28 protein-coding genes and 1 tRNA gene are annotated in these 25,240 nt (G+C 65.7%); 10 read left to right on the forward strand and 19 right to left on the reverse strand.

The features are described 5' to 3' along the window. Positions 1-89: 89 nt before the first annotated feature. Both A6A05_RS10920 and cobT read right to left on the reverse strand, forming a co-directional pair. Positions 90-743, reverse strand: coding sequence for a bacteriohemerythrin (locus A6A05_RS10920; protein ID WP_068500577.1), 654 nt, complete (start codon positions 741-743; stop codon positions 90-92). Between the two features lie 208 nt (positions 744-951). Continuing rightward, positions 952-1,965, reverse strand: a complete 1,014-nt coding sequence (gene cobT / locus A6A05_RS10930) for a nicotinate-nucleotide--dimethylbenzimidazole phosphoribosyltransferase (protein ID WP_245644269.1) — start codon at positions 1,963-1,965, stop codon at positions 952-954. Between the two features lie 78 nt (positions 1,966-2,043). On the opposite strand from cobT, the gene cobS reads away from it, so the two are divergent. Beyond that, on the forward strand, positions 2,044-2,829 hold the full coding sequence (cobS, locus tag A6A05_RS10935) for an adenosylcobinamide-GDP ribazoletransferase (RefSeq protein WP_068500585.1): 786 nt from the start codon (positions 2,044-2,046) through the stop codon (positions 2,827-2,829). Continuing rightward, positions 2,826-3,434, forward strand: coding sequence for a histidine phosphatase family protein (locus tag A6A05_RS10940; protein WP_068500588.1), 609 nt, complete (start codon positions 2,826-2,828; stop codon positions 3,432-3,434). Before cobS ends, A6A05_RS10940 begins: the two co-directional genes overlap by 4 nt. Here the strand turns inward: A6A05_RS10940 and A6A05_RS10945 are convergent. Beyond that, the gene (locus tag A6A05_RS10945; protein ID WP_245644270.1) at positions 3,421-4,269 is read right to left on the reverse strand and encodes a 23S rRNA (adenine(2030)-N(6))-methyltransferase RlmJ; all 849 of its coding nucleotides are present in this window, start codon (positions 4,267-4,269) and stop codon (positions 3,421-3,423) included. The genes A6A05_RS10940 and A6A05_RS10945 overlap by 14 nt on opposite strands. A 277-nt stretch (positions 4,270-4,546) precedes the next feature. On the opposite strand from A6A05_RS10945, the gene A6A05_RS10950 reads away from it, so the two are divergent. Continuing rightward, positions 4,547-5,065 carry a PAS domain-containing protein gene (locus tag A6A05_RS10950; RefSeq protein WP_068500591.1) on the forward strand — a complete coding sequence of 173 codons (519 nt, stop codon included), beginning with the start codon at positions 4,547-4,549 and terminating at the stop codon, positions 5,063-5,065. Beyond that, complete coding sequence (locus A6A05_RS22120; protein ID WP_068500594.1) at positions 5,043-6,353, forward strand: methyl-accepting chemotaxis protein; 1,311 nt, start codon at positions 5,043-5,045, stop codon at positions 6,351-6,353. Before A6A05_RS10950 ends, A6A05_RS22120 begins: the two co-directional genes overlap by 23 nt. A gap of 7 nt (positions 6,354-6,360) precedes the next feature. On the opposite strand, the gene A6A05_RS10960 is transcribed toward A6A05_RS22120, so the two are convergent. Then, complete coding sequence (locus tag A6A05_RS10960) at positions 6,361-8,196, reverse strand: ABCB family ABC transporter ATP-binding protein/permease (RefSeq protein ID WP_068500597.1); 1,836 nt, start codon at positions 8,194-8,196, stop codon at positions 6,361-6,363. Positions 8,197-8,299: 103 nt separating this feature from the next. Between A6A05_RS10960 and A6A05_RS10965 the strand changes: the two genes are divergently transcribed. Next, positions 8,300-9,838 carry a pentapeptide repeat-containing protein gene (locus A6A05_RS10965; protein ID WP_068500956.1) on the forward strand — a complete coding sequence of 513 codons (1,539 nt, stop codon included), beginning with the start codon at positions 8,300-8,302 and terminating at the stop codon, positions 9,836-9,838. Here the strand turns inward: A6A05_RS10965 and A6A05_RS10970 are convergent. The 10 genes from A6A05_RS10970 to A6A05_RS11015 form a co-directional block, all read right to left on the reverse strand. Continuing rightward, complete coding sequence (locus A6A05_RS10970) at positions 9,835-10,887, reverse strand: sensor histidine kinase (protein WP_068500598.1); 1,053 nt, start codon at positions 10,885-10,887, stop codon at positions 9,835-9,837. The genes A6A05_RS10965 and A6A05_RS10970 overlap by 4 nt on opposite strands. Then, on the reverse strand, positions 10,887-11,279 hold the full coding sequence (locus A6A05_RS10975; protein ID WP_068500605.1) for a DUF1987 domain-containing protein: 393 nt from the start codon (positions 11,277-11,279) through the stop codon (positions 10,887-10,889). Before A6A05_RS10975 ends, A6A05_RS10970 begins: the two co-directional genes overlap by 1 nt. 8 nt (positions 11,280-11,287) lie before the next feature. Continuing rightward, positions 11,288-11,866 carry a SiaB family protein kinase gene (locus A6A05_RS10980; RefSeq protein WP_245644271.1) on the reverse strand — a complete coding sequence of 193 codons (579 nt, stop codon included), beginning with the start codon at positions 11,864-11,866 and terminating at the stop codon, positions 11,288-11,290. A gap of 21 nt (positions 11,867-11,887) precedes the next feature. Next, complete coding sequence (locus tag A6A05_RS20195; protein WP_082910879.1) at positions 11,888-13,240, reverse strand: hybrid sensor histidine kinase/response regulator; 1,353 nt, start codon at positions 13,238-13,240, stop codon at positions 11,888-11,890. A gap of 4 nt (positions 13,241-13,244) precedes the next feature. Beyond that, positions 13,245-13,958 carry a response regulator transcription factor gene (locus A6A05_RS10990; protein WP_068500608.1) on the reverse strand — a complete coding sequence of 238 codons (714 nt, stop codon included), beginning with the start codon at positions 13,956-13,958 and terminating at the stop codon, positions 13,245-13,247. 74 nt (positions 13,959-14,032) lie between these two features. Then, positions 14,033-14,404, reverse strand: a complete 372-nt coding sequence (locus A6A05_RS10995; RefSeq protein ID WP_068500611.1) for a helix-turn-helix domain-containing protein — start codon at positions 14,402-14,404, stop codon at positions 14,033-14,035. A gap of 215 nt (positions 14,405-14,619) precedes the next feature. Next, complete coding sequence (locus tag A6A05_RS11000; RefSeq protein WP_068500615.1) at positions 14,620-14,970, reverse strand: hypothetical protein; 351 nt, start codon at positions 14,968-14,970, stop codon at positions 14,620-14,622. 79 nt (positions 14,971-15,049) lie between these two features. After that, entirely contained in the window at positions 15,050-16,849 is a 1,800-nt protein-coding gene (locus tag A6A05_RS11005) for a glycoside hydrolase family 15 protein (RefSeq protein WP_068500618.1), read from the reverse strand. After that, positions 16,846-17,583: a trehalose-phosphatase gene (gene otsB / locus A6A05_RS11010; RefSeq protein ID WP_068500621.1), complete on the reverse strand. Its 738-nt coding sequence runs from the start codon at positions 17,581-17,583 to the stop codon at positions 16,846-16,848. The genes A6A05_RS11005 and otsB overlap by 4 nt, the downstream gene beginning before the upstream one ends. Beyond that, entirely contained in the window at positions 17,580-19,832 is a 2,253-nt protein-coding gene (locus A6A05_RS11015; RefSeq protein ID WP_068500623.1) for an alpha,alpha-trehalose-phosphate synthase (UDP-forming), read from the reverse strand. Before A6A05_RS11015 ends, otsB begins: the two co-directional genes overlap by 4 nt. A 33-nt stretch (positions 19,833-19,865) precedes the next feature. Here A6A05_RS11015 and A6A05_RS21500 point away from each other — a divergent pair, with 33 nt between their 5' ends. After that, positions 19,866-20,111 (forward strand): hypothetical protein, encoded by a 246-nt coding sequence (locus A6A05_RS21500; protein ID WP_216635786.1) that lies wholly within the window; start codon positions 19,866-19,868, stop codon positions 20,109-20,111. A gap of 10 nt (positions 20,112-20,121) precedes the next feature. Here A6A05_RS21500 and A6A05_RS11020 read toward each other — a convergent pair whose 3' ends face one another. The 3 genes from A6A05_RS11020 to A6A05_RS11030 form a co-directional block, all read right to left on the reverse strand. Continuing rightward, positions 20,122-20,394, reverse strand: coding sequence for a BrnA antitoxin family protein (locus A6A05_RS11020; RefSeq protein ID WP_068500962.1), 273 nt, complete (start codon positions 20,392-20,394; stop codon positions 20,122-20,124). Beyond that, on the reverse strand, positions 20,354-20,623 hold the full coding sequence (locus A6A05_RS11025) for a BrnT family toxin (RefSeq protein WP_068500625.1): 270 nt from the start codon (positions 20,621-20,623) through the stop codon (positions 20,354-20,356). The genes A6A05_RS11020 and A6A05_RS11025 overlap by 41 nt, the downstream gene beginning before the upstream one ends. Before the next feature lie 239 nt (positions 20,624-20,862). Further along, positions 20,863-20,938, reverse strand: a tRNA-Ala gene (locus A6A05_RS11030). 145 nt (positions 20,939-21,083) lie between these two features. Between A6A05_RS11030 and A6A05_RS11035 the strand changes: the two genes are divergently transcribed. From A6A05_RS11035 to A6A05_RS11050, 4 genes are read left to right on the forward strand one after another with little or no spacing between them, the layout of a single operon-like run. Then, positions 21,084-21,389 carry a YggT family protein gene (locus tag A6A05_RS11035; protein ID WP_068500628.1) on the forward strand — a complete coding sequence of 102 codons (306 nt, stop codon included), beginning with the start codon at positions 21,084-21,086 and terminating at the stop codon, positions 21,387-21,389. Then, complete coding sequence (locus A6A05_RS11040) at positions 21,386-21,739, forward strand: DUF167 domain-containing protein (protein ID WP_068500631.1); 354 nt, start codon at positions 21,386-21,388, stop codon at positions 21,737-21,739. Before A6A05_RS11035 ends, A6A05_RS11040 begins: the two co-directional genes overlap by 4 nt. Next, a complete protein-coding gene (gene folD / locus A6A05_RS11045; protein WP_068500965.1) occupies positions 21,736-22,635 on the forward strand; it encodes a bifunctional methylenetetrahydrofolate dehydrogenase/methenyltetrahydrofolate cyclohydrolase FolD in 900 nt (299 codons plus the stop codon). Before A6A05_RS11040 ends, folD begins: the two co-directional genes overlap by 4 nt. Then, positions 22,626-23,288: an NnrU family protein gene (locus A6A05_RS11050; protein ID WP_068500634.1), complete on the forward strand. Its 663-nt coding sequence runs from the start codon at positions 22,626-22,628 to the stop codon at positions 23,286-23,288. Before folD ends, A6A05_RS11050 begins: the two co-directional genes overlap by 10 nt. A gap of 11 nt (positions 23,289-23,299) precedes the next feature. Here the strand turns inward: A6A05_RS11050 and A6A05_RS11055 are convergent, their stop codons facing one another. Both A6A05_RS11055 and A6A05_RS11060 read right to left on the reverse strand, forming a co-directional pair. Next, positions 23,300-24,202 carry a transglycosylase SLT domain-containing protein gene (locus A6A05_RS11055; protein WP_068500635.1) on the reverse strand — a complete coding sequence of 301 codons (903 nt, stop codon included), beginning with the start codon at positions 24,200-24,202 and terminating at the stop codon, positions 23,300-23,302. 85 nt (positions 24,203-24,287) lie between these two features. Continuing rightward, entirely contained in the window at positions 24,288-25,184 is an 897-nt protein-coding gene (locus tag A6A05_RS11060) for a DUF3426 domain-containing protein (protein WP_068500637.1), read from the reverse strand. Positions 25,185-25,240: the final 56 nt, after the last annotated feature.

Below are 25,240 nucleotides of genomic sequence, written 5' to 3' on the forward strand. Positions count from 1 at the left end.
CCGGGCGCCGCCTTCCGGCGGCTTGGCCGCGGCCGCAATGGCCGCTGAGCGGAGCGTGATTTAGCCGAATCACGCTCCGCGTTAACTCCTTACGACGCGGCGAAGTCGGTGCGGTCGAGGCCGCAAATGTGATCCAGCAGCCAGAAGGTCAGGTATTCCGCCGCCAGCGCGCCGGGATTGGCCTTGCTGGCGGCCGCCATCTCGGTCAGGCGGTCCAGCATGCTTTGATGATGCCGGCGGTGCTCGGTGACCGAGCTGCCCCGGCGGAGAAGTTCCTTCTCTTCCTCGGCGAAATGGCCCCGCGTGTGTTCGACGAAGTCGTCCAGCATGGCCCCGGCCTGGTCTCGAGTGTCGGCATCGTGGGCGCAGACGATCACCTTGGCCAGATCGGCCATGAGCGCGCGATGCTGGTCGTCGATCCAATCGACACCGATGGCGTAAACCGATTTCCATTCCAACAGCGGTGACGCCATGTCTTCGCCGCGATGGTCGTGCAGGAATTCCCAATATTGGGTGTCCTCGACGATCTCGTGCTCGAACAGCACCTGCTCCATGCTATCGACCGCCTCGTGACGCAGTGCGGGCGAGCGATCGACGGCGAAGTGATCGATCATGGCGTCGATGTCGGTCAGGATCTGGCGGTGACGCGCGCGATGGGCCGGGGCGGCGGCGAAGCCGGCTCCGCCGACGATGACCTCCTCGACGTCGAAGTGCAGGGTCAACAGCCGGCGGAACTCATGCAATGTCGGCAGGAAATCCGGGTGGATACCTTCCTCGCGCGCCAGCAGGGCGGCGCGACGGATGATCGAGGCCAGCCTAGCATGGTCGCTGTCGATGAACCGGTTCCCGGTCTTGGGAATGCTCTGATGGGGCAGGGGGAGGCTCCTCAGGTCTGGCGGACGACGGTGCGCCAGACCTAAGTATAGTCCTCCATGTCCTTCGAATCCAGGATTAGCCGCCTGCCGCCACGCCGGCCTCGGCGAAGGTGGCCATGCCGACATGGCAGGCCAGGGCGGCGCGCACGGTGCCGACCGCCAGGGCGGCGCCCGACGCCTCGCCCAGGCGCATGCCCAGATCCAGCAGCGGCGCCTTGCCCAGCTTTTCCAGGACGCGCCGGTGGCCGGGCTCGGCCGAGGCATGGGCGACCAGGCAATGGTCCAGCGCCCCGGGGGTGTGGGCTTCCAGCGGCGCCACGGCGGCGGTGCAGACATAGCCGTCCAGCAGCACCGGTACCCGCTTCAGGCGGGCAGCCAGAACGGCGCCGGCCATCGCCGCCAGTTCGCGTCCGCCCAGGCAGCGCAGGATGGCGAGCGGCGCTTCGTGCCGATGGCGTTCGATGCCGGCGGCGACCACCTCGGTCTTGCGGGTCAGGCCGGCGCCTTCGATTCCGGTGCCGCGCCCGGTCCAGAACCTGGCCTCGCCGCCATACAGGGCGCCGGGGATGGCGGCGGCCGGGGTGGTGTTGCCGATGCCCATCTCGCCGATGCATAACAGGTCGGTGTCGTCGGGCACCGAGTCCATGCCGGTATTGAAGGCGCGTGCGAACTCGGCCTCGTCCATCGCCGGGCCCTGGGTGAAGTCGGCGGTGGGGCGGTCAAGCTCCAGGGCGATGACGTCCAGCTCGATGCCGAAGGTCTTGCACAATTGATTGATGGCGGCGCCGCCATGGCGGAAATTGGCGACCATCTGCACCGTCACTTCCGGCGGAAAGGCCGAGACCCCCAGCGCGGCGATTCCGTGGTTGCCGGCGAACACCCGGGCGCGGACCCGGTCCAGGCGCGGCGGATGGCGCCCCTGCCAGGCAGACAGCCAGCCCGAGATTTCCTCCAGCCGGCCCAGCGAGCCGGCCGGCTTGGTCAGCTGGGGCTCGCGCGCGCTCCAGGCAGCCCGCGCGTCAGCGTCGGGACCGGGCAGTGAGTTCAGCAGGGTCGCGACATCGGCAACACTAGAAATGGAGGTATTCAAGAAAACTCTCCCCAACATATTGCGGCGGCGCGGTGATCTGCTCTATAAACCATCCATCCTTCAACGTCACTATGCCCGATGACTGAACCACCCATTTCTTCTGCCCGCACGCTGGGCGCCGACCTTCACTTGGCCGCCTCGTTCCTGACCCGGCTGCCGCTGCCCGATTGCAGGATCGTTCCGGCCGGTGGGCTGGCGCGGTCGATGCGGGTGTTTCCCGTGGTCGGCGCCGTGATCGGCGGGCTGGGTGGGCTGGTGCTGCTGCTGGCCGATTCCTGGCTGCCGGCCTTGCCGGCGGCGCTGCTGGCGGTGCTGGCGCTGGTGCTGCTGACCGGGGCGCTGCACGAAGACGGACTGGCCGATGCCGCCGACGGGCTGGGGGCCAGGGGTGATCGCGACCGCCGGCTAGAGGTCATGCGCGATTCCCGGTCGGGCGCCTTCGGGGTGCTGGCCTTGATCTTTTCGGTGGGGTTACGCGCCACCGCCCTGGCCGAGGCGCCCGACGCGCTGGCCGGGTTGGGGGCGCTGGTGGCGGCCGGGGCGTTGTCGCGGGCGTTGGTGCCGGCGGTGATGCAGGTGTTGCCACCGGCTCGCGCCGACGGGCTGGGGGCCGGGGCCGGCTGTCCCGACATCACCATCGCCGCTGTCGCGGGCGTGGTGGGGCTGATCTTCGCCTTCATCGGGCTGGGCGGCGGCGCCGTGGCCGCCGTGGCCGCCGCTGGCCTGGCGGTGGCGGCCGCCACCGTTCTGGCCCGGCGCGCTTTCGGCGGCTATACCGGCGACATCCTGGGCGCCCATCAGCAATTGGCCGAAATCGCCATTCTGCTGGCGGCAGCGGGAATCTGGGCGGGGGCGGGGCCATGAGCAACGCCACCACCCGCTGGTGGCTGGTCCGCCATGCGCCGGTGCCGTGTCCGCACGGGCGCATCCACGGTCAGCTGGACGTCGCCTGCGACACCTCGGATGAGGATGATTTCCGGCAATTGGCCGCCCGGGTGCCGCCGCAGGCGACCTTGGTGGAAAGCGGCCTGATGCGCTGCCGCCAGACCACCGGCGCCTTGGAGGCGTCCGGTCTGGTGGTGCCGCCGCCGCTGGTCGAGCCCGATTTGATGGAACAGAATTTCGGCCGCTGGCAAGGGCGCAGCTGGATGGAGCTGGAAGCAGCCAAGGATGCCGACCTCGAGGCCTTCTGGGCCGAGCCGGCCTTCGCGGTTCCGCCGGGCGGCGAGAGCTTCGCCGCCTTGTGCGACCGTGTCGGCGCCGCCCTGGTCCGGCTGTCGGGGCCGCTGGCCGGTCGCGACGTGCTGGCGGTGGTGCATGCCGGCACCGTGCGCGCCGCCCTGGCCGCCGCTTTGTCGCTGCCGCCCGACATCGCGTTGCGCTTCGCCGTTCAGCCGCTGTCGCTGACCCGTCTGGACCTGACGCCCGAGGGCTGGCGGGTCGAATGCGTCAACGTCACCGCAACGTAAGCGGTTCCACCCGCCAGCTGCCGATCCCGGGCGCCAGCGCTTCGGCCAGCCACGGCAACAGCTCGGCCATCGCCGTATCCAATTGCCACGGCGGGTTGACCACCACCAGACCGCAGCCGTTCAAGGTCTGCGGGTTGTCGCCCGGCTTGATCATCAGCTCGGCGGCGAAGGCGCTTTTCAGACCCATCATCGAAAGATCGGCATGGAAGCGGGCGACCGGCTCGCGGTCCTTGATGGGGTACCACAGGGCGTAGATGCCGGTGGACCAGCGCTTCAGCCCCTGGGCCAGGCCCCCGCGCATGCGCTCGAACTCGCCCGGCTTCTCGAACGGCGGGTCGACCAGCACCAGGCCGCGCCGCTCGGGCGGGGGCACCAGCGCCTTGATGCCGTCATAGCCGTCGCGGTGATGAACGCCGACGCGCGCATCGGCGGCGAAGCGTCGGCGCAGATCGGCCGCATCCTCGGGGTGCAACTCGCACAGGGCCAGCCGGTCGTGCGGGCGCGACAGCGCGGCCACCACGGCGGGCGACCCGGGATAGAACCGCAAGGCCCCGTCGGGATTGAGGGTGCGCACCACCCGCAGCAGCGGGGCCGCGCTGGGGGGTGGGTTCGGGGCCGCCATCACCCGGGCGATGCCGGCCTGCCATTCGCCGGTCTTCTCCGCCTGGACCGAGGTCAGGTCGTAAAGGCCCAGGCCGGCATGGGTGTCGAGATAGGCGAAGGCCGCCTCCTTGCGGGTCAGATGTTCGATCATCAACCCCAGGGTGGCGTGCTTGTGGACGTCGGCGAAGTTTCCGGCGTGGTAGGCGTGGCGATAATTCATGGCCAGTGTCATGACCGATTGCGGTCTTGCTGGCAAGAGCCGCCTATCGCTGCGGATCATGCGATCAATACGCGCAGCATGATTTTAGAAATCATGTAAAGTTCTCATATTATACTTCGCTTCCCTATCTGCGCTGGTGGCTTATAAAGCACAGGTTGAACCTTGTTCCCTGGGTATGAATGTGAACGCGAATTAATCTTGTTTTAATTCTTTACGGTCATTAGTTTGGCTGTCGTGGTAAGACCACGGCTAGGCCCAGCGCTAGCCGTTCCGTTTGGGGGGGGGGGACATGGCAAACGTGCATCTGACCGGCGTCGAGAAGACTTTCAGACCCGACGAAATCATCGTCAGCAAGACCGACACCACCGGCCGCATCATCTATGCGAACGAAGTGTTCCTGCGCATGGCCGGCTTCACCGAAGCCGAGATCCTGGGCAAGCCGCACAGCATCATCCGTCATCCCGAGATGCCCCGGTGCGTCTTCAAGCTGCTGTGGGACACCATCAACACCGGGGCCGAGATTTTCGCCTATGTGGTCAACCGGTCCAAGAACGGCGACCATTACTGGGTGCTGGCCCACGTAACGCCGACCTTCGATGCCGCCGGCAAGATCGTCAGTTTCCATTCCAACCGCCGCACCCCGCGCCCCGAGGCGGTGGCCAAGGCCGCGGCGCTTTATGCCGAATTGCGCGCCATTGAAAACGGCCATTCCGACCGCAAGGCCGGTCTTCAGGCTTCGTTTTCAGCGATGCTATCCAAGCTCGAAGGACTGGGAGTGCCTTACGATGAATTCGTCTTCGCTCTCTAAGGCCTGGCAGGCGGCCGCCTTGGCCGCCCTGGCCGGACTGATGGTGGTCATCCTGGAACTGTCGCACGGCGACCAACTGTCCGCGGCCTTGGGGGCCATCACCACCCTGGCGGCCGGTTTCGCCCTGATGTCGGTCCTGAAGACCCGCCAGTCGGTTCACCGCACCGCCATGGTGTTGGAACAGGCCGCTGTCGGCCGGCTGGACGTGCGGGTCATCGGCATCCGCGAGGCCGGCGTGCTGGGTGAATTGGACCATGCCGTCAACCGCCTGCTGGACCTGACCGAGGCCTTCACCAAGGAGGCCGACGCCGCCATGGCCATGACCGCCCAGGGCCGCTATTTCCGGCACATCCTGCTGGAAGGCCTGGTGGGCGAGTTCGCCGGCCATGCCCGTCTGATCAATTCGGCTTTGACCAGCATGGAAGACAAGTCGAAGGATTTCGCCACCGAGGCCAACGCGGTGGGAGCTTCGATCAAGAAGATGAGCCAGGCGGTGGCCGCCACCGCCACCGAACTGGAGGCGACGGCACAGCAGATGAGCCACATCGCCAGCCAGACCAGCAGCCAGTCGGCGACGGTGGCGCGTGCCGCCGAGGATGCCTCGGCTAGCGTCGAATCGGTGGCCTCGGCAGCCGAGCAGGTGTCGTCGGGCATCCGCGAGGTCGCCGCCCGCATCCAGACATCGGCCGACATGGCCCGGGAAACCGTGCGGGTCGCTGGTCAGGCCGACACGGTGATCCAGGGCCTGCTGGATGCCACCCGCAAGATCGGTGACGTCGTCAACTTGATCACCCAGATCGCCAGTCAGACCAACCTGCTGGCCCTGAACGCCACGATTGAAGCCGCCCGCGCGGGCGAGGCCGGCAAGGGCTTCGCGGTTGTCGCCAACGAGGTCAAGCATCTGGCCAACCAGACCGCCAGGGCCACCGACGAGATCTCGACGCAGATCAACGGCATGCGCGAGGCCACCGCGGCGGCGGTCGATGCGGTGCGGGGCATCGCCGGACGCATTCGCGAAATCAACGACAATTCCACCGGTATCGCCACCGCCACCGAACAGCAATCGGCGGCGATCGCCGAGATCAGCCGGGCCATCCGCACCGTGGCGGCCGGCGTCCAGACCGTCGCGGTGACCATTTCCGAAGTGTCGGAAGTCGCCGGCACCGCCACCGAGGCGGCCGATCAGGTGCTGATGGCGGCGGGCGAGATGGCCGGGCGCACGGTGTCGATGAATGACGACATCGACGGCTTCATCCACCGCGTCTGCGCCGGCATCAAAACCGCCTAACGGGGAATTATTCCACCAGTTCTGTTTCCAGGCGGTCGCGCAACGCGGCCGCCTCTTGCTGCTTGCGCCACATGGCGGCGTAGGCGCCGTCGGCCGCCAGCAGGTCGGGGTGGCGGCCCCGTTCGACGATGCGGCCCTTGTCCAGCACGATGATTTCGTCGGAATCGACCACCGTTGATAGCCGGTGGGCGATGACCAGGGTGGTGCGGTCCTTCGACACCTCGCGCAAGGAGGCCTGGATTTCCTTTTCGGTGTGGGTGTCCAGCGCACTGGTCGCCTCGTCGAACAGCAAGATCGCCGGGCGCTTCAAGATGGTCCGCGCGATGGCGACGCGCTGCTTCTCGCCGCCCGACAATTTCAGGCCGCGCTCGCCGACCCGGGTGTCATAGCCGGCTGGCAGGGTGACGACGAAATCATGGATGCGGGCCAGGCGGGCGGCAGCCTCGATTTCATCCTGGGTGGCGCCCGGTTTGCCATAGGCGATGTTGTAGCGGATGGTGTCGTTGAACAGCACGGTGTCCTGCGGCACGATGCCGATGGCGGCGCGCAACGAGGATTGCGTCACCTGGCGGATGTCCTGGCCGTCGATGGTGATCCAGCCCCCCGTCACATCGTAGAAGCGGAACAGCAGACGGGAAATGGTGCTTTTGCCGGCTCCCGACGGGCCGACGATGGCCACGGTGCGCCCGGCCGGCACGGTGAAATCGACATTGTCGAGGATGCGCCGCTCGGGGTCATAGCCGAACGACACCGCCTGGAACCGGACCTCGCCGCCATTCACCTTCAGATCGGCGGCGCCGTCCTCGTCCCTGATCTCGGCGTTCTGTTCCAGCAGGCGGAACATCGCCTCCATGTCGGTCAGCGACTGCTTGATCTCGCGATAGACGAAGCCCAGGAAGTTCAGGGGCAGGTACAGCTGGACCAGATAGGCATTGACCAGCACGAAGTCGCCCATGGTCATGCTGCCGTCGGCCACCCCCTGGGCCGCCATGATCATCACCACGGTCAGCCCCAGGGCGATGATGGCGCCCTGGCCCATGTTCAAAAGGGCCAGGGTGACCTTGCTTTTGACCGCCGCCGCCTCGTAGCGGCCCAGGGCGCGGTCGTAGCGTTCGGCCTCGTGCGCCTCGTTGCAGAAATATTTGACCGTCTCGAAGTTCAACAGCGAATCGATGGCCTTGGTGCTGGCCTCGGAATCGGTCTCGTTCATAGCGCGGCGGAACTTGGTGCGCCATTCGGTGACGGTCAGGGTGTAGGTGATGTAAAGGGCGATGGTGCCGAAGGTGACCAGCGCGAAGCGGGCGTCGTACATCTGCCACAGCACGATGGTCACCAGGCCGATTTCCAGAAGCGTCGGCAGGATGTTGAACAGCATGAAATTCAGCAGGAACTCGATGCCCTTGGTGCCGCGCTCGATGGCGCGCGACACGCCGCCGGTCTGGCGGTCGAGATGGAAGCGCAGCGCCAGTCGGTGCAGGTGGCGGAACACCTTCAGGCCGACCGCGCGGATCGCCGCCTGGCCGACGCGGGCGAAGGCGATGTCGCGCGCTTCGGCGAACAGGCCGGCCAGGGTGCGCGCCGCGCCGTAAGCCACCAGCAGCCCCAGCGGCACGGCGATCATCGGTTGGCCGAGCGCGTCGATGGCTTGCTTGTAGATCAAGGGCACGCCGACGGTGATCAGCTTGGCCAAGGCCAGGAAGATCACGGCGATCACCACCCGAAGCCGCAGCATCGGCTGCTCGGCCGGCCACAGATAGGGGGCCAGCGTGCGCAGGGTCTGCCAGTCGTTGCGGGACCCGGTTTGCGGGTTGCGCCAGTAATTCGAGGGGTCGCGTCGTCTCATCGTCTCCTAACATGAGGGGCGATCGGCCGAGGCGCAACCGCTCGATCTGTGCTTAAGTCGGGAAAGATTGCTCTTATGTGCATGGCTGCTTATGCTGCGGCGCATGCGCCATCCACCGACCCTGCATTCGGGCGACATCGACTGGAAATCCGTGCGGCTGCTGCTGTTCAGCGCCGACGATGCCTTTCGATTCCTGGTGCGCCAGACCTTTCGCAAGCTCAATGTCCGCGATGTCTTGTCCACCAGCGTCGCCGCCGATGCCCAGACCTTCATGGGCCAATCGCCCGACATCGCCCTGATCGACCTGGAAACCGACCCCACGGCCGGCTTCGCCTGCCTGGAGCGGGTGCGCGGCGCCGACGCGGAAATTCCGGTGCTGGTGGTGGCGCGGTCCGATGACAAAGCGTTGATGCACCCGGCGCTCAAGGCCGGCATCGAAGGCGCGGTGCCCAAACGGGTTTCGGGCCATGAACTGGCGCACCGGGTGTCGCAGACCCTGAAGACGCCGAAGCGCCTGCCGGCTCCGGCCGAAATCAAACCCCGCGCCCCCATCGTGCTGGAGAAAGTGCCGCCGACCCCGGTCAAGGTCGAGGCCGCCGCGCCGACGCCCGCGACAGCCGCCGCGGCTCCGGCCGATGGCGACGCCTTGAAGCGCGAACTGGCGGCGCTGACGGCAAAGCTGGGGCAAAGCCCGGTGGTCTCGGGCAAGGCCCCCGGTGGCACGATGACCGGCGGCCATGGGACAGGCTCGATCGGGGGCGGGTCGATGGGCGGCGGTTCCTCTGCTCCGGTGCGACCCGGCGGCGGGACCTATGGCGGCGCCGACCTGCCGGCCGCCAAGGGGGCGGGCGGTGGTGGCCTGCTGGTCGATGACCGGCCGGCTGCGTCGGTCAAGTCTGGCGGCAAGCTGGATTTCGACGATTTCGCCGTGGTCGCCCCCAAGGCGTCGGGCGGCAAGCTGATCGAGGATGACGGCCCGGCGCCGGCCAAGCGCGACCAGGCCATCGACTTGCGCCAGGATGCCCGCGATCAGGCGGCCAAGAAGCGGGCCGAGGACGCCAAGGCCAAGTGGAAGGAATTGCTTGAGGAAGCCGGCCACGAAACCCGCACCGGCAAGGATGTCGCCGCCCTGAACGTCGATGCCATCGTCGCCGAGCATGGTTTGTGGCTGACGTCGAAGGGGGGCGAGGGCAAGCGCGCCACCTTCCAGGGCATGGATCTGGCCGGAGCCGACCTGTCTGGGGCGATTCTGGCCAATGCCACCTTCCGCGAGGTCGATCTGTCCGACGCCCATCTGGTGGAAAGCCGCCTGGACGGCGCCGACTTCCGTTATGCGGTGATGGGCGCGGCCAATCTGGCCCGGGCCGAGCTGGGCGTCGCCCAACTGCGCCATGCCGATCTGCGCCTCGCCAACCTGGAAGGCGCCAACCTGCGCGGCGCCGACCTGTCCGGAGCCAGGTTGGCGGGATCGAAGCTGGAAGGCGCCGATTTCGGCGGCGTCACCCTGATCAGCGCCGACCTGTGCGAGGCCGATCTGTCCAAGGTCGAGAACCTGAAGCAGTCCCAGGTCGAGAAGGCTTTGTGCGACATGAAGACCAAGCTGCCGCCGGGAATCTTCCGCCCCCGCAAGGATGAAGATTAGCTTTTGTCGGCGATCAGCCGGGGGAAGGTCAGGACGAAGCGCGTGCCGCCGCCCGATTCGCTTTCCATCGCGACGGTGCCCTGCATCGGGCCGGTGACCAGATTATAGAGAATGTGCAGACCCAGGCCGGTGCCGCCCTGGCCGCGCCGGGTGGTGAAGAACGGGTCGAACACCCGGTTTCGGTATTCTTCCGGGATGCCCTTGCCGTCGTCGGAATAGACCAGGCGAATCTGGTCGGGCGCCGGTTGTTCCACCGCGATGCGCAGCGTGCCGGACTGACCAAGGTCATAGCCGTGGGTGGCGGAATTCAGGACCAGGTTGGTCAGAACCTGGCTGAGCGCGCCGGGATAGCCGTCCATCTCGATCCCGGCGGGGCAGTCGATCACCACCTTGTGGCCGTTCTGGCGCAGTTTCGGGCTCAGGCTCGACAGGGTCTCGGCGATATAGCCGGCCAGTTCGAAATTGCGCCGTTCCGAGCTGGTGCGATCGACCGCCACCTGCTTGAAGCTGCCGATCAATGCCGCCGCCCGCTCGCAATTGGCCTGAATCAGGCGGGCGGTGTCGGTGGCGGTGGCCAGATAGGCCTGGAAATCCTCGACTCCAATGTCGTCGGCCTCGAACAGGGCGGCCAGGCGTTTGGTGGAATCCGCGAGGTGCGAGGCGCAGGACAGCGCGATGCCGACCGGCGTGTTGATCTCGTGGGCGACGCCGCCGACCAAGGCACCCAGCGACGCCAGCTTTTCGGCCTGGACCAGGGTTTCCTGGGTTTCCTTCAACTGGGCCAGCGCCTCTTCCGCCTCGGCGCGGCGCTTGCCCAGTTCCTGGTTCAGGTTGGCCAACTGGTTCTGCAGGCGGTCGCTGACCTTGACCAGGCGGCGTTGTTCGCGCACCGAACGGGAATAGGCCTCGGTCAGCGCCTCGACTCCCTGGCGGGTGTCGGGGTCGGCGTTGGTCAGGCGCCGTTGCAGCCGGGCGGCGGCGGCCAGCACCCGCTCTTCGGCATCGAAAAGGTTGAAGCCACCGCCGGATTCGGAATCGCCGCTGCTCATCAAGCGGCCGAGGACGAGGGCACCAGGTTGAAGGTGACGTTTTCCAGGTCTTCCGAGAAGTCCTCGCCGAATTCCTTCATGGTCTCGTCGTCGGCGGCATAGTGCCAGTTGACCACCACCTTGGTGCCGCGACCCGCCGCGTTTTCCATCATCTGGAACATGTTCATCAACGCCTTGGCGCTGGAACTGTTGAAGTAGATCAGGTCGAAATCGAAGCGCAGTTCACGGATGTCGGCGCTGGAAAAGAACCGGTCGAGGGCGGCGAAGATCGGGCCGAACACGGTCGAGGCATCCTCGGGATAGGATTCGCCCTTCAGCGAGAACACACCTGCCTCGAAGTCGAAATCGACATCCGGCGAGCGATCGGTCGCCGCAATCTTGAGATGATCCATGGTTTTCCTCAGATGGACACTTTGAGGCAGAAGAATTGCTGCTTGTCGCCGACCGGGTCGAAATCGAACTGGATCGGTTCGCTGGCACGCCTGGCGATCTCGATCAGGCCGATGGTGGCGCCCCGGCTGTTTTCCTCCGGCGGCTCACGCAGTTGTTCCTTGTAATAGGCCTTGATGGCGTCCTTATCCATGCCGGCCAGTTGCTCGAGGCGCGCCTTCAGCTTCGGGACATCCTCGTTCAACATGGTGTTGGCGCAGACGATGAAGAATTTGTCGCCGTCGGTGCCGATGGTGACCATGCCCGACGACAACTCGATGGCCTTGCCGAGGTTGCCCTGAACCTTCTCGGCGGAATAGCGGATGATGTTCTGCGCCTGCTCGATGAACACCGAGAACACCTTCTTGACGGTGGTCAGGTCGGTGTCCTCCAGCGCCATCTTGTGGCGCAGCGCGTCGCCCAGGGAATAAAGAATCCCCTCGGACAGATAGCCCGAGAACGAGAAGATCACTCCCCGGGTATCAAGGATCGATTTGAATTCGCGATAGTCTCTCGCCAGCATCGCCGACACCCCGACCCCCTTGGTCACGATCTAACCCCGCCCCACAGCCTAGCGTGGATCGACGCCGATGTCATCCTTGCCACGGCTGCCGCCTGCACCTTTCCCGCGCGGCGGCATCCGCAGCCAGATGGTGAAGGTGCTGCCCTCGCCCAGGCTGCTATCGACCGAAAGGCTGCCGCCGTGCAGGTCCATGATCTGGCGGACCATGTGCAGGCCGATGCCCGACCCCGGCATGGTCTGGGTGTTCGAGGCGCGGAAGAAGCGGTCGAAGATCTTCGGCACGTCGTCGGCCGGGATGCCGATGCCGCTGTCCTGAACCGACACCGACGCGCCGCTATGTTCCGGTGTCGCGCTGATCCGGACCGCGCCTTCGGTCGAGTATTTCAGCGCGTTGGCGAGCAGGTTGTTGATCACCAACGCGATCAGCCCGGGATCGCCCCAGACCGGGGCGGCCATCTCGGCTTCCAGTTCGATGAGGCGGCCGGGCGAGGCGGCGCGGTGATGATCGACAGCGGCCAGCAGGATCGGCGCCAATTCGAACGCCTGTTCCTGCATGACGATCCGGCCGCTTTCCAATTGTTCGTCGGCCAGGCAGGTGGTGATCAGGTCGATCAGCCGGCCGACGGCCTCGCGGATGGTCTTGAGGCGTGGCAGCATCCCGGTATCGGCGCGTTCCGCCCGCATGGTCAGCATTTGCGCCGCCGAATCGATGATCGCCAGCGGCGTGCGGAACTCGTGGCTGACCATGCCGAGGAACTGGCGCAATTGGCCGCGCGCCTCGGTCTCGCGCTCGAGGGCCATTTCGGCGCGATCGCGCGCGCGGCCCAGTTCGGCGGTGCGGGCCTCCAACTCGGCGGTGCGCTCTTGAACCTTGGTCTCGAGTTGGGCGTTCAATTCGACCAGCTCGCGGTTAAGCCGGCCGATGGTGACGATGTCGCGCCAAGCGCGAACGCCGCCGACGATCGAGGTGAACAGCTTCTGCGCGGTCAGCTCGGATTTGCTTTTGTAATCGTTGATGTCATAGGCCAGGACGACGTCGCGCTCGGGGGCCTCGCCCGGCTGGCCGGTGCGCAGGATGATGCGGATGTCGCGGTTGCCGATATCGCCCCTGATGCGACGGACCAATTGCAGGCCGGCATCGCCGGTTTCCATCACCACGTCCAGCAGCACCACCGGGATATCCGCGCGCCGGCCCAGCAGTTCGGCCGCCTCGGCGGCCGAAAAGGCCGACAGCACCTCGAAGTCGCGGCCTTCGTAGGAATAGTCGCGCAGCAGGACCCGGGTCATGTCGTGGACCTGGGAATCGTCATCGACCACCAGGATCGGCCAGGGTGTGACCCCGGCGCGCGCTCCGCCCTTGTCGCCCTTTTGACTAAAGATCAGCCGGGCGGCGCGGGCCATGGGGCTAGATCACCGCGATCGGCGCCGCGAAGGCGTAGCCGGTGCCGTGCACCGCCTCGATCGGCAATTCGCAGCCCAGAGCATCCTGGGCCTTGGCGCGCAGGCGCCGCACCATCGAATCGACCGAGCGGTCGCTGGGGTCCCATTGGCGCTTGCCCAGCGCCTTGAAGATGTCGTCGCGCGACACCGGCTCGCCCGGCTGTTCGACCAGCAGCGACACGAAGACCCGTTCATTGGCGGTCAGCTTGACCGATTGTCCGTCGGGCGCCAGCACGGTCCAGCCGACCGCGTCGTAGGCCCAGCCCGATAGGGACGGGGAAGCGGTGCGCGACACCGTGGGCGCGCAGGGCGGGAACAGTTTGAGGCGACGGGACAGCGTGCGGATCTGGGCTTCCAGCTCCCGCAGTTCGACCGGCTTGACCAGATAGACGTCGGCGCCGATTTCCAGGCCGACCACGCGGTCGATGCCGACATTGCGCGCCGTCAGCATGATGATGCCGACATCGGAATGGTCGCGCAGACGCTTGGCGATGGAAAAGCCATCCTCGCCAGGCAAATTGACGTCAAGAATGACGATGTCGACCGGCTTGTCGGCAAGGACGGCGTCCAATTCCCGGCCGTCCCCGCAGCCTAATGCTTCGTGCCCGCAGGCGGACAGGTACTCAACCACATCCGCCCGCAGCGAGGTCTCATCCTCGACAATCGCAATGCGAGCCATCCCAAACCCTCTAGCCACATCCGAGCACCTCTAGGGAAGCATCGCGCCGCCCCAAGGTCAAACGGCAAGTAACCTTACAGGCGCGGCGCGACGATCTTTTCAACCAACTTGACCAGCAGGCGATCCATACGGCCGGCCCAGCTTTCGTCGGCGTCGATCATCTCGCGGCAGCGGCGGAAGGCGCGCAAAACCGTGGTGTGGCTGCGGCCGCCGAACACACGGCCCAGTTCGGGCAGCGAGCACGAGGTCAGCAGGCGGCAATAGTACATGGCGGCCATTCGCGGCTTCCACAGGCGGTGATCGCGCGAATGAACCATCATCTCCCGCTCGGACAGTCCGAATTCGGCGGCCACGGCGGCGATAACGTCGGCCACGAACGGATCGCTGACGCGATAACGGAGAGTCGGGGCCTGTGCGGAGCGGATTTCGGCCAGGGCGATGGACATCGGGAACCCCCAAAATTGAACACTAGACATGGTGCTATTGTGCGCATGTGCGCACCAGCTTCCACCCGCGAGTTGCGACTCGATGTGTCGCCGTGTGACGGCGAATGTGAACGATTTGTATATGTGCGGAGGGGGAAGGCGACCGTGCTAAAAGCGCGGAAATCCGCCGGGTCGGCCTGGCAGGCTTAGGCCAAAGATATAAGCCGCTTGCAGCTTTAGTACCCGTAGGGCTTGTCCGAGCCCCAGATCAGCGTCGCGACGTGACGACTGACCATCTTCATCAGGTCATAGGACGGGCGGACGAATTGCAGCGCCATCCAATCGCCGACCACTGCGCGGATTTCGGCCTTGCCCTTAGCGGAGCGCATGTCGGGCCAATTGGTCGAATCCAGTTCGAAATCGACTTCCAGTCCTTTCCACACGCGGGTGCCGGCCGGCACGGGGACCTTCATGCCGCCGATGGAGATGTCGAGCACCTCGAATTCATGCCCCTCGAAGCGGGTGACAAGGCCGGTCCCGACATGACGGTCGTCAAAACGGCGATCATTCTTGGTGGGCTTGGACATGAATGCGGTTCCATCAACTTGGTTCGGCACGATTGTAGCGCGGCTTCGGTTGGTTAGCCACCCCTAGCGAAAAGGGGGGTTAGAAGGCGTCCTCCCAGTGACGGGACAGTCGCATGGCCGAATTGATCAGGCCGACCATGGAATAGGTCTGGGGGAAGTTTCCCCACAGCTCGCCCGTTGCCGGGTCGATGTCCTCGGGCAACAGACCCAGGTTGTTGCGCCGTTCCAGCACGGTCTCGAACAGGGTGCGGGCCTCGTCTTGGCGCCCGATCGCCGCCAGCGCGTCGATGTACCAGAAGATGCAGATGATGAAGGCGGTCTTGGGCGTGCCGAAATCGTCCTTGGCGACATAGCGGAACAGGAAGTCGCCGGTCCGCAGGTGGCGGCCGACCTGGGTGACGGTGGCGGCGAACCGCGGGTCCGAGGCGTCGAGGAAGTCCACCTCGTGCAGCAGCAGCAACGTGGCGTCGAGGTCCTGGCCGTCGAAGCTCGAGACGAAGCACCCCATCGCTTCGTTCCACGCGCGCTCGCAGATGATAGCGTGGAGGCGATTGGCCTCGCGCCGCCAAAAGGCCGAGCGGTCGGCCAGGCCGATATGACGGGCGATCTTGGCCAGACGATCGCAGGCCGCCCAGCACATCACGGCCGAGAAGGTATGGACCGATTCGATGCTGCGCAATTCCCACGGGCCGGCATCGGGCTTGTCGAACACCGCGATGGCTCGATTGCCCAGGCGTTCCAGTTGCTCGAACAAGGCCTCGCCCGCCGGATGGGTCAGGCGGCGATCGAAGAAGGCGTGGGTCGATGCCAGCACCACGCTGCCGTAGACGTCGTTCTGAACTTGGATATGGGCCTGATTGCCGACCCGGACGGGCCGGTGCCCGCGATAGCCCGAAAGGTGATCCAACGCCACCTCGTCGATCGCCGTGTCACGGGTGATGCCGTAGACCGGGCGCAGTTCCCCCTCGGTGGCGTCCTCGACGATGTCGGTGATGAAGCGGAGGTAATCCTCCATGGTACGGGTGACGCCCAGCCGGTTCAGGGCGTGAATGACGAAATAGGCGTCGCGCAGCCAGCAGAACCGATAATCCCAATTGCGCTCGGTGTTCTGGGCTTCGGGGATCGATGTGGTCAAGGCGGCGACGATCGCCCCGGTTTCCTCGAAATTGCACAGCTTGAGGGTGATGGCTGCGCGGATCACCGCGTCTTGCCATTCGAACGGGATCGACAAGGCCCGCACCCAGCTGCGCCAATGGTCCTGGGTGTGTTCGAACAGGTCGCGCGCCGTCGCCTCGATGCCGGCCTGCAGGCTTTCGTCGCCGCCCAGCAGAAGGTCGATGGGGCGTTCAAGGACGAACGAGCGCCCCTCGAGGACATAGGATACCGGCGCGTTGGTGGTCAGCCGCAAGGTCTGGGCCGGCGACACGTAGCGGATATGATTGCTGCCACGGGTGATTTCCGGGACCAGCGCGCCGTTCTCGAAGCGGGGCGACAGGCGGATCAGGATGCGCGGGCGCCCCTTTACCGGCTGGATGCGGCGCACGATCATCGGCGGGCGGTAGATCCGCTCGTAAAGGGCGAAGCGAGGCGCGAAATCGGTGATCTCGACGATGCCGCCGTGATGGTCGTAAAGCGTGGTCCGCAGGATCGCGGTGTTGGGAACATAGGCCTGCTCACCATGGAGCTGGTCGACCAGTTGGATCGAGAATTCCCCGGCCCGGTCCGGCGGCGGTCTTCCTTGGGAATCGGTGTTCAGCAAGCCGTGGAACACCGCGTCGCCGTCCATGCGCGGGAAGCATCCCCACACCAAGGTCGCATGGGCGTCGATCAGGGCGGCGATGTTGCAGTTTCCGATGACGCCCAGTTCCAGGTTGCTCATACTTGACCCTCCTTGTCCTGGGTCGCGAGCCAGCGCCGCAGCGCCGTGGGCGACGAAACCCGGAATCCTGCCAGCGTGTCGGCGCTGTCGCCGACATGGATCGACACGCCGCCCAGATCGTTGACGGCCGCGAAGCCGCTTTCATCGGTGGAATCGTCTCCGACGAAAATCGGGCGACGGCCCAGATAGGGGTGTCGTCTCATGAAATCCTTGATGGCGCGGCCTTTGGTGAAGCCGGCAGGCACGATCTCGACCACCGCCTTGCCGTCCTGCAGCCGCAGGGGCGGGCTTGCCCCGATGATCGCGGCTGCCGCCGTCGCGCGCAGCTCGTCGGCCAATTCTGGGGCGCCGCGGTAGTGAACGGCCAAAGCCACGCCCTTATGTTCCAGGGCCAGACCGGGGCGTTGGGCGACCAGGGTCGTCAACCGGGTGGTGACGGGGACGGGGACGGGGCGTCCATCGTTCGATTGGTGACCGGCCAGGCGCCATTGGACTCCGTGGCAGCCGACGGCATCGAATCCGCCGGGGAACAATCGATCGATGCTGTCCAGGGTGCGGCCGCTGACCAGCGCCAGCGCGCCGCCGAAGCGATCCGACAACCGCGTCAGCAATGCCGCAAGGCCCGCCGGCACGCTGACCAGCTCCGGTGCCGGCGCCAAATCCAGCAAGGTGCCGTCGATGTCCAGAAACAAGGCCCAGGAAGCGCCGTCGATGACCGGGATCGGCTCGGTCATGGCTGGCGCGGCTTGCCGGGGGTGGTGGCGATGGCGATCTGGCGTTCCAGATTGCTCCGTTTGCGGATGCGCGAGGCGTCCAGCAGCATGCGCCCGGCCCAGAAATAGATATTGTGCTCGCCGACGATCTCGCGCATCAGGCGCATGCGGTCGCGGCGCTGCTCGGCGGGCATCGACAGCCCATCGGCAAGTGCCTCACCCATGGCTTGAATGTCATAGGGATTGACGATCAGGGCCTCGTGCAGTTCGCGTGAGGCGCCGGCGAAGGTCGACAGGATCAAGACGCCGTCTTCGTCGTCGCGTGCCGCGACGAATTCCTTGGCGACCAGATTCATGCCGTCGTGCAGACTGGACACCAGGCAGATGTCGGCGGCGCGAAACAAGGTGAAGACCTCGTCCGGTTCGTGGTGGGTGGGAACCAGAATGATGGGTTTCCAGTTGTCGGTGCCAAATCGGTTGTTGATGGCATCGGCCTGATTTTGCGCTTCGACCTGGGTGTCGCGATAGGCCTCCAATCTGCTGCGGGTCGGGGCGGCGACCTGGACCAGGGTGAATCGTTCGATCCATTCCGGGTGGCGCTCCAGCAGGCTGCCGACCGCGCGGAACCGGTCGGCGATGCCCTTGGTGTAGTCGAATCTCTCGACGCCGACCGCCAAGCGGACCGAGGGTTTCAGTCCGTAGCGCTCGAGAATCCGCTTGCGGCACTCGGGGACCGGCGGCTGGCCTGCCAGGGCGAGCGGCGGCCATTCGATGGAGATCGGATAGGGGCGGACCAGGGTGGTCGCGTTGCCGGCCCGGACGTTGCTGCGCTCGCGGTCGATGTGGCATTCCAGGAAGCGATCGACGGATTCCAGGAAGTTCAGGCAATGGAACTGGGTGTGAAATCCCAGGATCGAACTGCCCAGCAGGCCCGATAGCAGTTCCTCTTTCCACGGGCAGATGCTGAAGACCTCGGGGTTGGGCCACGGAATGTGCCAAAAGGTGATGATGGTCGCGTCGGGCAGTTTCTCGCGGATCATCGCGGGCAGCAGGGCGAAATGATAGTCCTGGATCAGGACGGTCGGGTTGGTGGTCTTGCATTCCGCCACCACCGCGTCGGCGAATTTCCGGTTGACCGCGACGTAATGCTCCCAGTCCGACGAGCGGAACACCGGGCGGACGAAGGCGATATGGCACAGCGGCCACAGGCCTTCGTTGGCCAGTCCGAAATAATAGCCGTCCTGCTCTTCCTCGCTGAGCCAGATTCGTCGCAAGGTATAGGTCGGTGCTTCCGGCGGCACCTGGATGTGATCGTTCTCATCGACGGTCAGGCGGTCGGCCGATCCGCTGCCATGGGCGACCCAGGTGCCGCCGCACGCCCGCATGATCGGTTCCAGCGCAGTGACCAGGCCGCTGGCCGGGCGTTGCAGGGCGATCTGGCCGTCATCGTCGTTGTGGATGTAGGGTTCGCGATTGGACACCACCAGGATTTCGGCGTTGGGAAGTTCGCTGCGCAGCAAGGTGCGCAAGCTTTCCGGCCCCCAATCGACCTTGATCGCCTCGCCCAGGCCGCGCGGAGCATCCATGTCGCGCAAGATCTTGCGGATATTGCTGATCAGGGGGGCGACCTCGGGCGGCACAGGTTGGTCGTTTGCCCCGTCGGCCGCCGGTGGCGTCAATCCCTGCTTGACCGCCCTGACCCAGCCCTGCAGCGTGATGCGCGCGACCAGGACTGTCACTGTCGCGGCGCTCAGGGCCAGCAAGCCCAAGGCGGCGGCCAGATAGCCCTCGGCGCTGGAACTGCGCCGTTCGATGAACTTCAAATCGTGCAGGATCACCAATCGCGGCGAGAGGCTGTCATTGGCGGCCAGCGAGAAGGTGGCGACCAGGATCGGGCCGGTCTCGATCGCCTCGACGACGAAGGCATGCGGAGCCGGCGTCACCTTCGGGCAGGCCAGCCTTTTCGGCCAGGCCGGCGACTGGTTGGTCAGCTTCCCGTCGGGCGAGCACAGTCCGACCGCCAGCAATCGCTCGTCCTGGGCAATGGTCTTGAACAATTCGTCGATCCGGCGCTGCGCCTTGCGATCGCCGGGCGCGGTGGCCAATTCGACGACGGTGTCGCGGATCGAGTTGAACACCAGCTCCGAGCGCATCTCGACGTCGGCGCGAAACCATCGTTCGATCAGGCTGCCGACCAGCGGGGCGCCGGACCAGGCGATGGCGCCCAAAACCAGAAGCAAGGGAAGGATGAAGCGAAGGGACATCCGCATCAGCGGGTGCCTTGTTCGGCACTGGGGGTACGCATGCGGGGCCTCGCATGGATCGAAATTTCCGATGGGAGTTATTTGATGCGTCGAATGTGGCGAGAGTGTGGCCGGCGTCCGGGCACAAAAAAACCCGCGAAATCGCGGGTGCTTTTGTTTGGTGGCCTAGATTCAGAAACCAAGCGCGACACCGACGGTTTTCGGCGCATCACCGACATCTACGAACCCCGCGCCGATCGCTGGGTGATGCAAGACGGCCGGCTGCTGGAAAGGGCGGCGGCATGAACGCGGCAGTTCACCCCGCCTTGGGCAGTCCGGCGGCCTGGCGCAAAAGGTCGTTGACCCGGGTCTGCCAGCCCGGCCCCGAGGCGCGGAAATATTCCAGCAGGTCAGGGTCGAGGCGGATGCTCACCGGCTTCTTCGGCGCCTCCGCCTTGGGGCGGCCGCCCTTCCGGATCAGCCTGTCGCCTTCGTACAAATCGGCCTTGGCGAACCATTCCTGGGTCAGCTCGGGGGCATCGTCGGGGTCAACCCAGGGCGTCTTGGTACTGTCGTTCTTCTTTGGCATGGCCATACCTCATGGAAATGATGCGCTTCGCCCCCTCCCGCCACGTCCAGACGATGACGACGAAGCGATCGTCCAGATATCCCGCCGTGATGAAACGGGCCTCGCCGTAAGCGAACCGCTCGTCGGCGAAGGTGAAATTCCGATGGGCGAACACCTTCGCCGCATCGGCGAAGTCCAGGCCGCGCTCGGCAAGGGTGACGGCTCGCTTGGCTTCATCCCAGGTGATCAAGGATCGATCGTAGATACAAAAACCTCGGCCGTCAAGGTTTCTGTATCTACAAAAACCAACTTGCCTAAGCCATTGGCCGGTACATCGACGGCTTCTATAATCCCGTCAGGCGATATTCCGCCCTGGGATACAAAAGCCCATTCCGCTTCGAGGCCGAAGGCGCATAAACGGAAAAACGCTCTCGCCTCTTTCTGGGCAAGTCCAGTTAACAAATCAGCGGATTCGGCGGGTCTGAAAATTGGTGGAGCCGAGGGGAATCGAACCCCTGACCTCCGCAGTGCGATTGCGGCGCTCTCCCATCTGAGCTACGGCCCCATCAAGGGCGCCGAAAATATGGGAAGGCCCTGGGGCTGTCAAGCGATGGTTCGGGCGGCTGATCGGGCCGGCGCCTCTTGCGCCGCGAGCCTTGTGCGGCTAGGTTTCCATCGGTCGCGCCACCTTTGAGGGGAAGCCCCGTTCCATGAGCATCATCCTGGAGCCGTTGCTGACGGTCATCTATTTCGCCCTGGAACTCTATTGGTACATCGTCCTGGCGACGGTGATCTTTAGTTGGCTGCTGGCCTTCGGGGTGATCAACACCTACAACCACGCGGTGCGCACCATCGGCGACGTGCTGAACCGGCTGACCGAGCCGGCGCTGCGGCCGATCCGCCGCTGGATTCCCGATTTCGGCGCCGTCGATCTGTCGCCGGTGGCGCTGTGGCTGATCTTGCTGTTCCTGCAGATGGTGGTGCAGAAGCTGATCATGGCGGTTCGCGGCCTGTGACCGGCGGGCCGGTCACGAAGGTTGACGCGACCGGCGGGCCGGTCACGGTGGTGGCGGGCGGTGTTCGCGTCGCCATCCGCCTGACGCCCAAGGCCTCACGCGATCGCGTCGAGCAGGTGGTCGCCGACGCCTGCGGCAACCAGGCGCTGAAGGCCACGGTGACCGCGGTGCCCGAGGACGGCAAGGCCAACCAGGCCCTGCTGAAGATGTTGTCGAAGGAATGGAAGGTGCCCAAATCGACGATGGAGATCGTCCAGGGCGCCACCGACCGGCGCAAAGTGGTTTTCATCTCCGGCGACGCGGCCGAACTGGCCGACCGCCTTGACCAATGGATGGCGAAACGATCATGACCCAGGCCAAGCTCATCGACGGCAACGCGTTCTCGGCCGGATTGCGCGACGAAATCACCGCGCGCGTCCACGAAATTCGCGACGGCCATCGGATCACCCCCGGCCTGGCGGTGGTGCTGGTGGGCGAGGACCCGGCCAGCCAGGTGTATGTCCGCAACAAGAACAAACGCGCCGCCGAATGCGGCATGACATCGTTCGAGCACATCTTGCCGGCCGACACCCCCGAAAGGCACCTGCTGACCCTGATCGAGGGTCTGAACGACGATCCGATGGTCCATGGCATCCTGGTTCAGTTGCCGCTGCCGCGTCACATCGATTCCCAGAAGGTCATCGAAGCCATCCGTCCGGACAAGGATGTCGACGGCTTCCATCCGTGGAATGTCGGCAAGCTGGCGGCCGGCGGCGTCGGGCTGATCCCCTGCACACCGTTGGGCTCGATGATGATGCTGCGCGACCATCTGGGCTCGCTGGCCGGCATGAAGGCCATCGTGGTCGGCCGCTCGAACATCGTCGGCAAGCCGATGGCCCATTTGTTGATCCGCGAGAACTGCACGGTCACCGTGGCCCATTCCCAGACTCGCGACCTGCCGGGCGAGGTCCGGGCCGCCGACATCGTCATCGCCGCCGTCGGCAAGCCGGAAATGATCAAGGGCGACTGGATCAAGCCGGGTGCCACGGTGATCGATGTCGGCATCAACCGCGTGGCGGCCGAAGGCGGCAAGACCCGGCTGGTCGGCGACGTCGATTTCGCCGGCGCGGTCCAGGTGGCCGGCGCCATCACCCCGGTCCCGGGCGGCGTCGGGCCGATGACCATCGCCTGCCTGCTGCGCAACACCCTGACCGCGGCGGCCCGCCTGCACCGGCTGGACATCCCCGAGGCGCATCCGTGGAACTAGCGGAACTGGGGCTGGCCATAGCCCTGTTCCTGTTTTCGCACAGCCTGACCAATCGCCCGGGTTTTCGCCGCCGCGCCGAGGCCCGCCTGGGCGGCAAGCTGGGCTTCATCCTGGCCTATTCGGTTCTGTCGCTGGCCTTGCTGGCCTGGATCGTCGCCGCCTACCGCGCCGCGCCGGTGGTTCTGCTGTGGGAGCAGGCTGCCTGGATGCGGTGGGTACCGCCGGTCGCCATGCTTCCCGGCTGCGTGCTGCTGGCCGGCGGCATGGTCAGCGCCAATCCCTTTTCCATCGGCCCGGGCGGCAAGGGGTTCGATCCGGCCCGGCCCGGCCTGCTGCGGCTGACCCGCCATCCGGTCCTGTGGGGGCTGGCCCTGTGGGCGGCCGCGCATATCGTGCCCAACGGCGATGTCGGCGCCTTGATGGTGTTCTTGCCGCTGCTGGGCTTGGCGCTGGTCGGTCCCCGCATCCTGGATGCCAAACGTCGGGCTGGGTTGGGATGGTCCGAATGGGCTCGGCTGGCCGCACTGACCGGCAGGCCACGGTGGGCGATGATCACGGAAATGGGGGTTTGGCGCCTGCTGGCCGGGCCGGCCCTGTGGGCCATCCTGGTGGCCGGTCACGAAATGGTGATCGGCGCCAGTCCGCTCCCATAACCGATCGCCGTTCAGGCCTTCCGGCCCTGATTGTCCAGCAAGATGCGCAGCATCGGCCCGTCGGTCTTGGTTCCCGACACCGGCGGCGGCAGCGCCACCGGGAACATCCGGTTGGTGTCGGCGCTGGCGGTATGGACCGGCGGCGGGGCGGTGAAGGCCTCGATCAACGGCTCGGCCGGTTCGGGCGCCGCCTCGGGCTGGCGCCCCGGCGGCTTCAGGGCGGCCAGATCGATCTGCGGGCGTTCGCGTTTGGCGACCGCGTTAACGTCGTTCATGGAGTGCTGGAAGCGCGACAACACCGTCTTGTAAAGCTGGGCCAGCGACTTCGACTGGCCGCTCTCGGCATGGGTGAACATCTCGGGGTTGGCGTCGGCGGCTTCGGGCAGGTGCTCGGCGGCCTCGGCCTTGGGGGTTTCCTGCATGCCCTTCAGCACCCGCAACGCCCCGCCGGCTCCCAGGAAATGGGCCAGGTACAGGTCCTGGGCCGACACTTCGCGGCCCAGTTTGCGTTCCAGGAAGGCTTCATTTTCCTTGGCGTATTCGCCGGCCATCAGCGACGACACCTTGGGGTCGCGGCGCAGGTCCAGAATCTCTTTCTTCATCGCCTTGTCGGCGACGGTCCAGCGGCCGTCGGAGTTCTTGGTGATGGCGTCGGCATATTTGCCCAGCCCGTGCTCGGCGCCGTGGTTCTTGATCATGTCCAGCCAGGTGCCGGCGGTGAACTGGTAAAGCCCCATGGCCGACGAGCGGGCCGAGCGGGCATCCGGGTTCAGGCGGCTTTCCTGGTTGGCCTGGGCCAGCAGATATTCGAAGGGAACGCCGGTGACATCCGAAGCCTCGCGGATATGCCCGGCCATGCGGGTGTCGCGTGCTTCGGCAAGCTCGGTACGGGAAGCGACGGCTGGGGTTTGCATCAAACGCTCCGGCGGGTCTCAATGCATCATCGGGACTGATGATAGCATGGAAATGGTTACCGGATTTCCTAATGCCAAGGGCCGCCTACTTGGCCGCCTGGCCCGGGGTTTCGACGAACAGGACGTTGACCTCGACCGCGTTGGGGTCGGGGCGTTCCAGGATGATGCGGAAGCCGGCGGTGGCCCCTGAATCCAGCGAGTTGACCGGCGGCGGGTTGGTCTTTTCCTGCACCGCTTTCTTGTCCTTGTCCAGCAGCACCAGCTTCAGGGTCGGCACCGGGCGGGTGCGGTCCGAGATGTTGGCGACGATGCCGCGCACGATCAGGACTTCGGTGTCGTTATGGACGAAGCGTTCCGGCGTTCCGGCATTGCGCAGTTCCAGCCCGACGCCCAGCTTCTCGTGGCGCAGGCCGGCCTGGGAAAGAAGCTCGTGCGCCTGCGGGACGTAATCGACGACCATGTCCTGGAAGTAATAGCCGGCGCCGCCGACGCCGCTCAGCAGCAGCAGCAACAGCAGCAGCCACAGGCCGCCGGTGCCCTTCTTTTCGGTCTTGTTGGCGAACATCTCGGGGACATCGCGCGGCGCCGAGTCCGGGTCGAGGTCGAAATCCATCGGCTTTTCTGCCGGCCCGCTGGCCCGGTTGCCGAAATCGGGGATCGGCGGTTCGTCAAGGTCGACATCAAGGTCGGCCGTCGCCTTCGAGGCCGAGGTGACGCGGGCCGGGGTATCGAATTCCAGATCGGGGTCGGGTTCGCGCACCGGGTTGAACGAAAAATCCGGCGCGACCACCGGCTTGGGCGGCGGCGGGAAAGCGTCGGCATCCAGGCCGAAGCTTGGGCGCGGCGCCGCGGCGGCGGCGGCCGGCGGGTCTTGGAACCACTTATGGCCGCACTTGGCACACTTCAGCGTTCGACCCTTCGGCTGCAGGGCCTTGTCGGGTACCGAGAAAGAAGTGGTGCAGGCCGGGCAAGAGATCTGCATGTCGTCAACGTTCCCCCAGGACGTTCTCCCTTATAGGCGCAAGGCCAAATCGACAC

It is taken from the genome of Magnetospirillum moscoviense (assembly GCF_001650635.1).
Lineage (GTDB): Bacteria > Pseudomonadota > Alphaproteobacteria > Rhodospirillales > Magnetospirillaceae > Magnetospirillum > Magnetospirillum moscoviense.